Origin of the sequence: Streptomyces sp. R41, from assembly GCF_041053055.1 — a bacterium.
In the GTDB taxonomy this organism is placed as follows: domain Bacteria; phylum Actinomycetota; class Actinomycetes; order Streptomycetales; family Streptomycetaceae; genus Streptomyces.
Genome location: NZ_CP163443.1, coordinates 7,271,929 through 7,285,446 on the forward strand (window position 1 = coordinate 7,271,929; position 13,518 = coordinate 7,285,446).

Annotated in this window: 9 protein-coding genes and 2 pseudogenes; 8 read left to right on the plus strand and 3 right to left on the minus strand. The window is 70.0% G+C overall.

Translation table 11 applies throughout. The features are described 5' to 3' along the window. The gene (locus AB5J53_RS33255) at window positions 1-1,257 is read left to right on the plus strand and encodes a sensor histidine kinase (RefSeq protein ID WP_369249303.1); all 1,257 of its coding nucleotides are present in this window, start codon (window positions 1-3) and stop codon (window positions 1,255-1,257) included. Further along, window positions 1,247-1,888, plus strand: a complete 642-nt coding sequence (locus AB5J53_RS33260; protein ID WP_369249304.1) for a response regulator — start codon at window positions 1,247-1,249, stop codon at window positions 1,886-1,888. Before AB5J53_RS33255 ends, AB5J53_RS33260 begins: the two co-directional genes overlap by 11 nt. 16 nt (window positions 1,889-1,904) lie before the next feature. Here AB5J53_RS33260 and AB5J53_RS33265 read toward each other — a convergent pair. The 3 genes and pseudogenes from AB5J53_RS33265 to glgX form a co-directional block, all read right to left on the minus strand. Beyond that, window positions 1,905-3,316, minus strand: a pseudogene (locus AB5J53_RS33265) (sulfatase). An 81-nt stretch (window positions 3,317-3,397) separates the two neighbouring features. Next, complete coding sequence (locus tag AB5J53_RS33270) at window positions 3,398-3,493, minus strand: putative leader peptide (RefSeq protein ID WP_369249305.1); 96 nt, start codon at window positions 3,491-3,493, stop codon at window positions 3,398-3,400. A 214-nt stretch (window positions 3,494-3,707) separates the two neighbouring features. Next, entirely contained in the window at window positions 3,708-5,975 is a 2,268-nt protein-coding gene (glgX, locus tag AB5J53_RS33275; RefSeq protein ID WP_369249306.1) for a glycogen debranching protein GlgX, read from the minus strand. Window positions 5,976-6,126: 151 nt separating this feature from the next. Between glgX and AB5J53_RS33280 the strand changes: the two genes are divergently transcribed. From AB5J53_RS33280 to AB5J53_RS33305, 6 genes and pseudogenes are all read left to right on the plus strand, one after another. Next, window positions 6,127-7,344, plus strand: a complete 1,218-nt coding sequence (locus AB5J53_RS33280; RefSeq protein WP_369249307.1) for an Ig-like domain-containing protein — start codon at window positions 6,127-6,129, stop codon at window positions 7,342-7,344. Between the two features lie 178 nt (window positions 7,345-7,522). After that, window positions 7,523-8,770, plus strand: coding sequence for an Ig-like domain-containing protein (locus tag AB5J53_RS33285; protein ID WP_369249308.1), 1,248 nt, complete (start codon window positions 7,523-7,525; stop codon window positions 8,768-8,770). 78 nt (window positions 8,771-8,848) lie between these two features. Further along, a complete protein-coding gene (locus AB5J53_RS33290; RefSeq protein ID WP_369249309.1) occupies window positions 8,849-9,616 on the plus strand; it encodes an enoyl-CoA hydratase/isomerase family protein in 768 nt (255 codons plus the stop codon). 331 nt (window positions 9,617-9,947) lie between these two features. Further along, on the plus strand, window positions 9,948-10,451 hold the full coding sequence (locus AB5J53_RS33295; RefSeq protein WP_369249310.1) for an ATP-binding protein: 504 nt from the start codon (window positions 9,948-9,950) through the stop codon (window positions 10,449-10,451). Window positions 10,452-11,562: 1,111 nt separating this feature from the next. After that, window positions 11,563-12,320, plus strand: a pseudogene (locus AB5J53_RS33300) (polysaccharide deacetylase family protein). Window positions 12,321-12,325: 5 nt separating this feature from the next. Further along, window positions 12,326-13,507 (plus strand): YncE family protein, encoded by a 1,182-nt coding sequence (locus AB5J53_RS33305; RefSeq protein ID WP_369252621.1) that lies wholly within the window; start codon window positions 12,326-12,328, stop codon window positions 13,505-13,507. Window positions 13,508-13,518: the final 11 nt, after the last annotated feature.

Consider the following 13,518-nt stretch of genomic DNA (forward strand, 5'->3'; position numbering starts at 1 on the left):
ATGGCGCAGGACGTGGCGGGAGTCGAGCAGCGGTGGGCGGTGATCAACCACCGGGCGCCGTACTGGCTGCTGGTGGTCGCCGCGGTCCTCGCGGTGCCGACCGCGGGCCTGGTCGGCATGGGGCCCGGCGACTGGTACGCGGTCGGGGGTCTGGTCGCCGCCGGGCTGGTGCTCCAGGCGTGGTGGGGCACCGTCCCCGGCACACAGCGCGGGCCGTCCGCCACCAGCATCTGCTACTACACCGTCCGCTGGGTCATCGCCTTCGCCCTCACCTGGATCAACCTGTTCTTCTGCTTCTACGCGTTCACCGGCTACTTCGGCGCCCGCCGGCTGCTGCCGCGGCCGCTGCGGAGCGTCGGACTGTTCGCCACCGCCGTCACCATGGCCGGTGCGCAGTCCGGCGGGATGCCTCCGCACGGGGGGACCCAGTGGCTGCTCTTCGGGGCGATCCTCGCGATCACCCTCGTCCTGGTCGCCGTCTTCGACCGCCTGGCCGCCACGGAGGACGAACGCGCCCGCGTCCAGGCCGAGACCATCGCCGAACTGGGGCGCACCAACACGGCTTTGCAGCAGGCCCTGGACGAGAACGCCGCGCTGCACGCCCAACTCCTCGTGCAGGCACGGGAGGCCGGGGTCGCAGACGAGCGCCGCCGCCTCGCCGCCGAGATCCACGACACCATCGCGCAGGGCCTGACCGGGATCATCGCCCAGCTCCAGGTCGTGGCGAACACGCCCGACCCGGCCGCCGCCCGCGAACACCTGGGCCGCGCAGCCGACCTGGCCCGGCACAGCCTCGGCGAGGCCCGCCGCTCCGTGCAGAACCTCGCACCGGTCGCGCTCGTCGACGACGGTCTGCCCGAGGCGCTCAAGAAGACGGTCGCCGAATGGGGCGAACGCACCGGTGTACGGGCCGAGTTCACGCTCACCGGAACCGCCGAACAGCTGCACGACGAGGTCTCGGCCACCCTTCTGCGCATCGCCCAGGAGGCCCTGTCCAACGCCGCGCGGCACGCGGCCGCCTCGCGCGTCGGGGTGACCCTCAGCTTCATGGACGAAGAGGTCACCCTCGACATCCGCGACGACGGCCACGGCTTCGACCCCGTCGCCGTCCCCGAGCGCACCGGCACCGGAGGCTTCGGCCTCGACGGCATGCGCGCCCGCGCCGAGCGTATCGCCGGGGCGCTCACCGTCGAGTCCGAGCCGGGCCAGGGTACGGCGGTGTCGGCTCGCGTACCGTTGGTGCGCCATGACCGATGACGTGCCCATCTCCCTGCTGATCGTCGACGACCATCCCGTCGTAAGGGACGGTCTGCGCGGCATGTTCGAGTCCGCGCCCGGTTTCGCCGTCCTCGGCGAGGCGGCCGACGGCGTGGAAGCCGTGTCGCTGGCGGTGAACCTCGACCCGGACGTGGTCCTGATGGACCTCCGCATGCCCGGCGGCAACGGCGTCGAGGCCATCGCGGAGCTCACCCGTCGCGGCGCCCGCGCCAAGGTCCTCGTGCTGACGACGTACGACACGGACTCCGACACGCTCCCCGCCATCGAGGCGGGCGCCACGGGCTATCTCCTCAAGGACGCCCCGAGGGACGAGCTCTTCACGGCGGTCCGCGCGGCGGCCGAGGGCCGTACGGTCCTGTCCCCGGCGGTCGCCTCCCGCCTGGTCTCGGCCGTACGCACCCCCACCACCGCCTCCGGGACCCTCTCCGCCCGCGAACGCGAGGTCCTCGCCCTGGTCGCCAAGGGCACCTCCAACCGCGAGATCGCCCGTGTCCTGTTCATCAGCGAGGCCACGGTGAAGACCCATCTCACCCACCTGTACGCCAAGTTGGGCGTCAACGACCGCGCGGCGGCGGTGGCGGTGGCGTACGACCGCGGGATCCTCGGCTAGCCGTGCGCGTGGTTGGCTAGGCGGCCGGATACGGCAGCAGACCGCCCCCGATCTTCTCCCACGCCGCCTTGAGCTCGGCGAGCAACGCGGGCTTGTCCGGCGCGAGGTCGGCCTGCTCGCGCGCGTCGTCGGCGAGGTTGTAGAGGTGATCCTTGCCGCTCGCGTCCTGGTAGTACTTCCAGTCCCCGCGCCGCAGCGCCCGGTTGCCCCGCACCCGCCAGAACAGCTCCCGCTCGGGCAGTTCCTCCCCCCGGAGCAGATAGCCCGCGAGGCTGGTGCCGTCCAGCGGATACGCCGGGTCGGGCCGGGCGCCGCCCAGCTCCAGCAGGGTCGCGGTCCAGTCGGGCGAGTAGTTCGGCTCGTGGCTGACCTGGTGACCGTCGATCCGGGCCGGCCAGCGCACGATGGCCGGCACCCGGATGCCTCCCTCCAGCAGCGAGGCCTTCTCGCCGCTCAGCGGCCACAGGTACGAGAAGCGCTCGCCGCCGTTGTCGCTGGCGAAGAACACCAGCGTGTTCTCCTCCTGCCCGGAACGGCGCAGCGCGGCCAGCACCTCGCCGACGGCGGCGTCGAGGCTCTCGACCATCTGTGTGTACTTCTCGACCGAGCCGCCGTCGTTGTGCAGCAGCGCGGCGGTGACCTCGGCCTGGCTCCTGGCGGCCCTGATCTTCGCGGCGATCTCGGCACCGGTCTCCGCGTCGTCCTCGGCGAGCCAGGGCCAGTGCGGGGTGGTGAAGTTGAGGTTGAGGAGCCACGGCTTGTCGTGCACCCGGCCGACGTACTCCACGGCCCGCTCGGTCAGGACCTCTGTGTAGTACCGCAGGTCCTTGTACTCCGCGTCGCCCTCGTAGAGGTCGTAGGACCCGAGCTGACCGAGCTTGGAGAAGTACTCCAGCACACCGCCGAAGTTGCCGAAGAACTCGTCCCATCCCGACTTGGTGGGGCTGTAGTCGGGCAGCCAGCCGCAGTGCCACTTGCCGATCAGCGCCGTGGCGTAGCCCGCTTTCTTCAACAGCGAGGCCAGGGTGGGGTGTTGGGGGTCGAGTCCCTGGGCGCGGTTCGCGATGGGCTCGGCCAGCCCGCCCTTCGTACGCCCCGGATAGCGCCCGGTGTACAGGCTGAACCGGGTCGGCGAGCAGGTGGCCGACCCGGAGTACGCATCGGTGAACCTGACCCCCTGCCGCGCCAGCCGGTCCAGGTTCGGCGTCCTGATGTGCGTGCGCCGTACGACGAGAGGTCGGCCCAGCCCAGATCGTCGCCGAGGATGACGAGGAGGTTGGGCCGCCGGCCGGAGCCGGAGGAGGCGGTACGGGCCTGGAACGGGCGTTCGGCGGGGGCTGCTTCGGCGGCGGTGGCCGTACCGGCGACGGCGGTGACGGCACCACCACCGATCAGACCACCGAAGGCCCGACGGGATATTTCGGACATGCGGGTTCCTCGGGACAGACGTGTCCTACGACGGGACACGAAGAAGGAAATGAAGAAGGGAGGGCGGGGGAGACTGCGGGCTCAGCGACAGATGGCGCTGGACTGCCGGCACAGGTCGACGTGGCGCCGCTCCACGAGCGCGACGAGCGCGCACGGGTGATCAGCGGAGGGCCTCATGGCCACGGACGGTGCCAGCGGGAAGGCTGAGCCGTCAAGCCACCGTCCATGGTGTGGACGGCCCCTTCAGGGGCGCGGGGAACTGCGCGACAAGCCCCCACCGGTCGGCACCCAAAAGACAACCCAGGGGGGTCTGGGGGGGAGCCCCCAGGTACGGGTCGGGCAGGGGCGGAGGGGGCGAGACCGCATCCCTCAGCGGCTCCGCCGCGGGCCCTCACCCCACCACCCGCAGCAGCAACACCGCCCGAGCCGGCACCGTAATCCCCGCCCCCGCCCGATGCACCACCCCGGGCGCCACCCCCTGCTCCTCCCGAGACGTATCGACGACCACCTCGTACCGCTCCGCCCAAGGCGACCCCGGCAGCACAAAACTCACCGGCCGGTCCCCGGCATGCAACACGGCGAGGAAACTGTCGTCCACGACAGGCACCCCCCGCGCGTCCCGCCCGGGGATGTCCCGCCCGGACAGATACATCCCCAGCGTCGCCGCGGGCGCGTACCAGTCGCGCTCGGTCATCTCCGTCCCCCGCGCGGTGAACCACGCCAAGTCCCGCAACCCGTCCGCCGAATGCGCCCGCCCGGAGAAGAACGCCCGCCGCCGCAGCACGGGATGCTCGTGCCGCAGGGCGATCAACCGGGACGTCAGCTCGAACAGCGCCCGCCACCCGGGATCGTCGAGACACGACCAGTCGACCCAGCTGATCTCGTTGTCCTGGCAGTACGCGTTGTTGTTCCCCCGCTGAGTCCGCCCGAACTCGTCCCCGGCGACCAGCATCGGCACCCCGGTCGACAGCAAGAGCGTCGTCAGCAGATTTCTCAATTGCCGCCGCCGCAGGGCCCGTACGCGCTCGTCCCCCGTCTCCCCCTCCGCCCCGCAGTTCCACGATCGATTGTCGTCGGAACCGTCCCGATTCCCTTCCCCGTTCGCCTCGTTGTGCTTGCGCTCGTACGAGACGAGATCCCGCAGCGTGAACCCGTCATGGGCGGTCACGAAATTCACCGAGGCGTACGGTCGCCGCCCACCCCACGCGTAGAGATCACTCGACCCGGACAGCCGATATCCCAGATCCCGCACATCGGGCAGCGCCCCGCGCCAGAAATCCCGCACGGCGTTGCGATACCGGTCGTTCCACTCCGTCCACAGGGGCGGGAAGGATCCCACCTGATAGCCACCGGAGCCCACGTCCCAGGGCTCCGCGATCAGCTTCACCCGCCGCAGCACCGGATCCTGGGCGATGACGGCGAGGAACGGCGAGAGCATGTCGACGTCGTGCATCGACCGCGCCAGCGCGGCAGCCAGATCGAACCGAAAGCCATCCACCCCCATCTCCGTCACCCAATACCGAAGCGAATCGGTGATGAGCCGCAACACATGCGGCTGCACCACGTGCAGCGTGTTCCCGCACCCCGTGTAGTCCGCGTACCGGCGGGCGTCCGACTGCAGCCGGTAGTACCCCCGGTTGTCGATGCCGCGCAGCGACAGCATCGGGCCCAATTCGTCCGCTTCCGCCGTGTGGTTGTAGACCACGTCGAGGATCACCTCGATACCGGCGGTGTGCAGCGCACGTACCATCCGCTTGAATTCGCCGACCTGCTGCCCGGTCGTCCCGGAGGCGGCATAACCCGCGTGCGGTGCGAAATAGCCGATCGAGTTGTAGCCCCAGTAGTTCCGCATGCTCTTGCGCAGCAAATGGTCCTCGTGCGCGAACTGGTGCACCGGCAGCAGCTCCACGGCGGTCACCCCGAGTTTCACGAGATGCTCGATGGCGGCCGGGTGCGCCAGTCCCGCGTACGTGCCCCGCAGTTCCTCCGGAATCCCGGGGTGCAGTCGCGTGAACCCGCGCACATGCAGTTCGTAGATGACCGAGTCCGCCCACGGGGTCTTCGGGCGGTGGTCGTCCGACCAGTCGTCGTCGTCATGGACCACGACACCCTTGGGGACGTACGACGCCGAGTCGCGGTCGTCGCGCACGGTGTCGGCCACCTGCTGCTGGGGCCAGTCCCGGACATGCCCGTACACCTCGGGCGGCAGGCTGAAGTCGCCGTCGACGGCACGGGCGTACGGGTCGAGGAGCAGCTTCGCCGGGTTCCAGCGGGCGCCGGTCCACGGGTCCCAGCGGCCGTGCACGCGATAGCCGTAGCGGCGGCCGGGCAGCACACCGGGGACGAAGCCGTGCCAGATCTCGTGGGTGAGTTCGGTGAGCGGGACACGGGTCTCGTGGATCTCGCCGTCCCGCTCGTCGAAGAGGCACAGGTCCACGGCCTCCGCGCCGCCCGCCCAGAGGGCGAAGTTGGTGCCCGCGGCGCCGTCGGGGCCGACGCGGAAGCGCGCCCCGAGCGGGGTCGGGGCGCCCGGCCACACGGACACGGCGGGCGTCGGCGACCGCCGGGCGCCGTTCAGCGCGGGAGCCGACTGCGCGGGCAGCCCGCCGCCCGCGGCACGTCCCTCCTGGACTGCCTCCTGCTCGGGTGCGCTCGACACCGGTCAGCCTCCCGCGGCTCGTGGAACGACCCGGAAGGAAGCGTGCGGCGTCCCGGCCGCGGCTCCCCTTCGCGTCGTCCTCCCCACTGTTCTGCCCAGAGCGTGGCTCGCACTCACGTTTCCCCAGAGGGGCACAGTCGTTGGGCCCACTGTGAAGCACGTACAGACGCGCGCGCGGCGCGCAGGGGCCGCGCTGGCCGCCGTACTGACCTGGGCCGGCCTGCTGGCCGGAGCCTCCGGCTGCACCTCGGACGGGATCGACCGGGTGTTCGGCAAACCACAGGCCCCCGAGGACGCCATCCGCGTCTCGCCGGCCGACAACAGCAAGGGCGTACGCCCAAAAGAGGCAATCAAGGTATGGGTGCCCAGCGGGCGCCTGGAGTCCGTGAAGGTCGTCAAGTCCCAGGACGCGCAGGAGTCCCCGGTGCCGGGGCACATCGCCGACGACGGCCTGACCTGGAAGCCCGACGACGCGCGGGTCGCCCTGGCGGCCAAGTACACCGTCGACGCGGTGGCCCTCGACGGACGCGGGCGGCGCTCGGCGCGGCACACGACGTTCACGACGGCCGTCCCCGACGAGCGGTTCATCGCCTATGTCACCCCGGAGAACCGATCCACCGTCGGCACCGGAATGATCGTTTCGCTCTCCTTCAACCGGGAGATCAAGAACCGGGCCGCCGTGGAGCGCGCCATCCGGGTGAAGGCCGAACCCGCCGTCGAGATCCGACCGCACTGGTTCGGCAAGAGCCGCCTCGACTTCCGTCCCCGGGACTACTGGAAGCCGGGCACGAAGGTCACGGTCGGGCTGCATCTGCGGGACGTCGAGGGGGCACCCGGCGTCTACGGACTCCAGTACAAGACCTTCGCGTTCACCATCGGACGCAGCCAGGTCTCCCTCGTCGACGCCGCCGCGCACACCATGGAGGTACGCCGCGACGGTGACCTCGTCGCCACGGTGCCGATCACGGCGGGCGCCCCCAACAGGACCACGTACAACGGGAAAATGGTCGTCATGGAGATGCTCGAAGTGACGCGGATGAACAGCCGCACGGTCGGCTTCGGCGGCGAGTACAACATCCCGGACGTCCCCCACGCGATGCGGCTCACCGACACCGGCACCTTCCTGCACGGCAACTACTGGGCGCCGGACGCCTTCGGCAACACCAATGTCAGCCACGGCTGCGTGGGCCTGGAGGACGTGAAGGGCGGCAGTTCGGACACCCCGGCGGGCTGGTTCTTCGACCGCAGCCTCATCGGGGACGTCATCGAGGTCGTCAACAGCAATGACAAAACGGTCGCTCCCGACAACGGGCTCGGCGGGTGGAACATGGGCTGGAAGGAGTGGAAAGCGGGGGGCGCGGTGAAGTAGCCCGATATGGGGCACTTGCATGACGCACTCCAGTGGCGCCCCGTTCGGCCGAAGTTGGGACTGAACAGTGACATACCCGGGGAGCCATCGCTCCAGGTCGTGTGATTAATTAGCGCGATACGCGCGTGGGACGCGCTGGAGTGCGGGCCTGATCAGGCCGTGCGAGGGGAGAACAACTTTGAACGGGCGACCGATATCGGGGGCGTCGGTTGGCGCGCGGACACACGGGAAGCGGGGAGTTCTGGCGCTGCTCCTTGCCGCCCTGCTGCTCGCCGTGACCGCCTGCGGCGGCGGAGGGGGCAAGGACTCCGGGTCCGGCTCGGGGGACGGCAAGGACAAGGGCTCCAGTACGGCGGACACCAAGGCCTCGCAGGCCGTCGTGACCGTGGCCCCCAAGGACGGCGCCGACGACGTCAAGACCAGCGGCGCCCTCAAGGTGACCGCCGTCAAGGGCAAGCTGACCGAGGTTCAGGTCGAGGACACCAAGGGCAACGCGGTCGACGGCGAGATAACGGGCGGGGGCGCCACCTGGACGCCCTCGACCCACCTCGCCTCGGCCACCAAGTACAAGGTGCACGCGGTGGCCAAGGACTCCGACGGCCGTGAGGCCGCCGAGGACTCCGCCTTCACCACGCTCACCCCGAAGAACACCTTCGTCGGCATCTACACGCCCGACGACGGCTCCAAGGTCGGCGTCGGGATGCCCTTCTCGATCCACTTCACGCGGGGCATCACGCACCCCGACGCCGTCGAGAAGGCCATCAAGATCAAGACCGAGCCGGCGGTCGACGTCGAGGGCCACTGGTTCGGCAACGACCGCCTCGACTTCCGTCCCGAGCAGTACTGGAAGGCCGGTACGAAGGTCAGCGTCACCCTCAACCTCGACGGCGTCGAGGGCCGGCCGGGCGTCTACGGCAAGCAGGCCAAGACCGTGAACTTCACCATCGGCCGCAGCCAGGTCTCCACGGTCGACGCCAAGACCCACAAGATGGTCGTCAAGCGCGACGGCAAGGTCATCAAGACCATCCCGATCACCACGGGCAAGCCGGGCTACGACACCTGGAACGGCCAGATGGTCATCAGCGAGCGCCTCAGGGTGACCCGTATGAACGGCGAAACGGTCGGCTACGGCGGCGAGTACGACATCAAGGACGTGCCGCACGCCCAGCGCCTGACCAACTCGGGCACCTTCATCCACGGCAACTACTGGGGCGGCGGCGCCTTCGGCAACTACAACGCCAGCCACGGCTGCATCGGCGTACGCGATGTGCGCGGCGGCTACGACAGCGATGTGCCGGCCGCCTGGTTCTTCGACAACTCGATCGTCGGTGACGTGGTGGTCGTGAAGAACTCCAACGACAAGACGGTCGCTCCGGACAACGGCCTCAACGGCTGGAACATGTCCTGGTCGGACTGGACGAAGTAAACGCTCGTCGTACGGGCCGGGTGTGCTGTGACTCAGCACACCCGGCCCGTTGTCGTTAACGCCTACTAACCTGCTCCCATGACTGTGCATCTCGAAGTGGCCGAAGGCGTCGGCACCATCCGTCTGGACCGCCCGCCCATGAACGCGCTGGACGTCGCCACGCAGGACCGGCTCAAGGAGCTCGCCGAGGAAGCCACGGGCCGGGCGGACGTCCGCGCCGTGGTGCTGTACGGCGGGGAGAAGGTGTTCGCGGCGGGCGCGGACATCAAGGAGATGCAGGCCATGGACCACGCCGCGATGGTCGTGCGGTCCCGGGCTCTGCAGGACTCCTTCACCGCCGTCACCCGCATCCCCAAGCCGGTCGTCGCCGCCGTCACCGGGTACGCGCTCGGCGGGGGCTGCGAGTTGGCGCTGTGCGCCGACTACCGCATCGCCGCGGACAACGCCAAGCTGGGCCAGCCGGAGATCCTGCTCGGCCTGATCCCCGGCGCCGGCGGCACCCAGCGGCTGTCCCGCCTGATCGGCCCCTCCAAGGCCAAGGACCTCATCTTCACCGGCCGCATGGTCAAGGCGGACGAAGCCCTGTCGCTCGGCCTGGTGGACCAGGTCGTCCCGGCCGACGAGGTGTACGCCGCCGCGCACGCCTGGGCCGCGAAGCTCGCGCAGGGCCCGGCGATCGCGCTGCGCGCCGCCAAGGAGTCGATCGACGCGGGCCTGGAGACGGACATCGAGACGGGACTCGCGATCGAGCGGAACTGGTTCGCGGGCCTGTTCGCGACGGAGGACCGTGAGCGGGGGATGCGGAGCTTCGTGGAGGAGGGCCCGGGAAAGGCGAAGTTCCTCTGAGCGCCCGTCGCCCGGCGACCCCGAGCCGCTCCCCCCTACGACGAAAGTCACTCTCCAAGTTCCGCTGATCCACTTGCAGTTGACGCGATGTCTTACCCGGTGTCCCCCGAAGGGGCGGTTTATGCGAGCCTTAAGGCAACCTTAAGCCTGCCTTGTCGGGGGACACTGGTGATTGCCCCCAAGTGGTAAGTACTAGCAGGTCAGGCGGGTTCCAATGCCCCCCGAACTGCCTGCGGCATATGCCGATCGGATGGTGCGGAATGATGCGTTCCGGGGGGCGTATTCCTTCGGAACGGCCCCGAAGGGGGCTCTGGGCGGCCATGATGGGGGCATGGCGGGGCTGGAGGGTATCGAACAGCCGCGGCGGCACGGGAGTGCGACCGCGGCGCGCTGGACGCCTGCGGTCGAGGATGAACGGGCGCTCAAGGCACTGGAGTTGTTCGGCAATCCGACAGAGGCGGAGGTGCCGTTGCCGTCCCGCCCGGAGTCCGCGGCCACCGCGCGGCGGCTCACACAGGTCGTGGTCCTGCGGCACTGGGGGCTGTCGCCGAAGATGACGGAGGACGCGGTCTTACTCGTCTCCGAGCTCGTCGGCAACGCCGTACGCCACACCGGTGCCCGCGTCTTCGGGCTCCGCATGCGCCGCCGCCGGGGCTGGATCCGTATCGAGGTCCGCGATCCCTCACGTGGCCTGCCCTGTCTGATGCCGGTCCAGGAGCTGGACCTGAGCGGCCGAGGCCTCTTCCTCGTCGACAAACTCTCCGACCGCTGGGGTGTCGATCTCCTGCCCCGCGGCAAGACCACCTGGTTCGAAATGCGCGTGGCCGACCGCTGAACTCCCCCCGGCACGCGGAAACCCCGGCCGCTGAGCAGCCGGGGCTCCTGAGGCACCGCGGAACGAATTGGGGTGTGAACCGCGGCACCGGCGACAACCATGGCCCGGGTCAATGGGTGGAGGTCGCACGCTGACTATCGCAGACGCGCTTGATTGATCCAAAAGCAGCGCCCGGTGAGCCCCATGTCCATGCAGGAACTTTGCGCCCCCTGTACCCGACACTTCCGGCTGCGGGCGGGATGGTCTTTCGCCACCGCCGCCCCTACCCGTCCCGTACCTGGGGGCTGCCGCCCCCAGACCCCCGCTTCGGCCTGAACGGCCTCGTCCTCAAACGCCGGACGGGCTGAAGACCTGCCGGCCGGGCTGGAGAGGGCAGGCGGGGTGGGTGGGATACACCCACAGCCGCGGACGCACACCGCGCGGACCCGTAGTCGCGGACGCACGTCACCATGGCGCCACAGTCACGGACGCACGCCACCACGGACCCGCAGTTGCAGACACGCGCGCAACCACGCAGCCACCGTTGCGGACGTGCGCCACCACGCACCCGCAGCGCAGACGCACGCCCCACGGAGCCGCAGTTGCGGACGCACGCCCCCACTCACCCGCAGTCGCCGACGCACGGAAGGGGCCGTGCCGGTACATCACATGCCCCGTCGCTTACGTGGTTGCCAACAAGCAGAGCTTGTAAGGCAAGCGATCTGCCACCGGCGACGGGGCGGATGTACCGGCACGGCCCCGACCCACCCACCGACGGAACGCGATACGCCCACCGGCGGCAAGGCGAAGCCACCCACCGGCGGAAAGGCGAAGCCACCACCGGCGGAAAGGCGAAGCCACCACCGGCCGAAAGGCGAAGCCATCACCGGCGGAAAGGTGAAGCCACCCACCGGCGGAAAGGCGGAATGGCGCAGCCGCCCACCGGCGGAACGCGACCCGCGCAGCCCCCCGATGGGGCCAATCGCCGCTTTTAAGGCCAACTCGCCCTTAAATGGTGCGAGTGACCACGCCCGCGCACCCCGCGCACCCCGCGCACCCCGCTCACCCGTCCACCGAGCACGACAACGTCGCCCGCACCCCACCGGACCGACGTACGGCACTACGCACGGGCATCGCACTCGCCGCCGGAACACTGACCGCCGGCTGCTCCACCGCAGGCGCCGTCGCGCCACCCCCAGCGGCCCACAGCGCACCCGCGGCCACGCCCGCCACCCCGGCCACACCCGCCGCGTCCCAGACCCCCGCCCCCACCCCCCACCGCTTCCCGACCCAGCCCGAGCAGATCACCCACGGCCCCGCACCCGCCCCCAAGTAGCCCTCACCTTCCACGGCCAGGGCGACCCCACCATCGCCAAGGCACTCCTCGGCGAAGCCGAGAAGGCCGGCGCGCGCGTCACCGTGCTCGCGGTCGGCACCTGGCTCGACGAGCACCCCGACATCGCCCGCCGCATCCTCGACGGCGGCCACGACCTCGGCAACCACACCCTGCGCCACCTCGACATCAACGCGATGCCGGAGGCGGACGCGAACGCGGAGATCCGCGGCTGCGCGGAGCGCCTGACGCGGCTCACCGGCTCGATCGGCACCTGGTTCCGACCGTCCCGCACCCCCCGCGCCTCCCCCCTCGTGGAACGGCTCGCCCGCACCGCGGGCTACCCGCACACGCTCTCCTACGACGTCGACTCGCTCGATTTCACCTCGCCGGGAGCGCCCGCCGTCACCCGCAACATCATGGGCGAGGTCCGCGCCGGTTCGATCGTGAGCCTGCACTTCGGGTACGCGGACACGGTCGCCGCACTCCCGGCCGTCCTCGAAGAACTCCACCGCCGCGGCCTGCACGCGGTCACCACCACGGAGCTGCTGAGCTGATGCAGATGCACCACACCACCATCAAGCGCGTACTGATCGCCGGCGCCGTCCTCGCCGCGCTCGCGGGCTGTGGCAGTGAGCCCAAGGAGCACGCGAACGAGGCCCTCGGCACCAAGGCCGCCATCCAGCCCGCTCCGCCGACGAAGGAGGCGGTCCGGGGGCTGCCCGGCATGCCCCCCGTGCTGGACCCGACGGACGTCTACGCCGCCGACCGCCCGAACAGGCTGTCCCCGGTGGTCAAGGACTTCCCCGCCCGTGTCTACGTCCCCAACACCCAGTCCAACACCGTCTCGGTCATCGACCCGATGACGTACCGGGTCATCGGGACGATCCCGGTCGGCGCCCAGCCCCAACACGTGGTCCCCTCATGGGACATGAAGACCCTGTGGGTCAACAACGACAAGGGCAACAGCCTCACGCCCATCGACCCGAAGACCGGCAAGGCGGGCAAGCCGATCAGCGTGCACGACCCGTACAACCTCTACTTCACGCCCAACGGCAAGTACGCCATCGTGATGGCCTCCCTCGACCGCGAACTGGTCTTCCGCGACGCCCACACCATGAAGCGCGTGAAGACCGAGCCGGTCAACTGCTACGGCGTCAACCACGCCGACTTCTCTCTCGACGGCCGCTACTTCATCGTGTCGTGCGAGTTCAGCGGCGACCTGCTGAAGGTCGACACGCAGAAGATGAAGGTGGTCGCGCAGGAGAAACTGCCGTTCCACGGCGCCATGCCGCAGGACGTGAAGATCTCGCCGGACGGCAAGAAGTTCTACGTCGCCGACATGATGGCGGGCGGCGTATGGATCCTGGACGGCGACAAGTTCACCAGGCCGACCCTCCTGCCCACCGGCAAGGGCGCCCACGGCCTGTACATCAGCCGCGACTCGCGCGAGATGTACATCTCCAACCGAGGCGAAGGCACCATCTCCGTCTTCGACTTCACGCAGAACAGGCTCACCAGGAAGTGGTACCTGCCCGAAGGCGGCAGCCCCGACATGGGCGGCGTCTCCGCCGACGGCAAGGTCCTGTGGCTCTCGGGTCGCTACGACTCCGAGGTGTACGCGATCGACACCCGCACCGGCATCCAGCTCGCCCGCATCCCGGTCGGCAGCGGCCCGCACGGCCTCGCGGTGTACCCGCAGCCGGGCCGCTACTCGCTCGGCCACACGGGCATCTTCCGCTGACGGGACCGCAG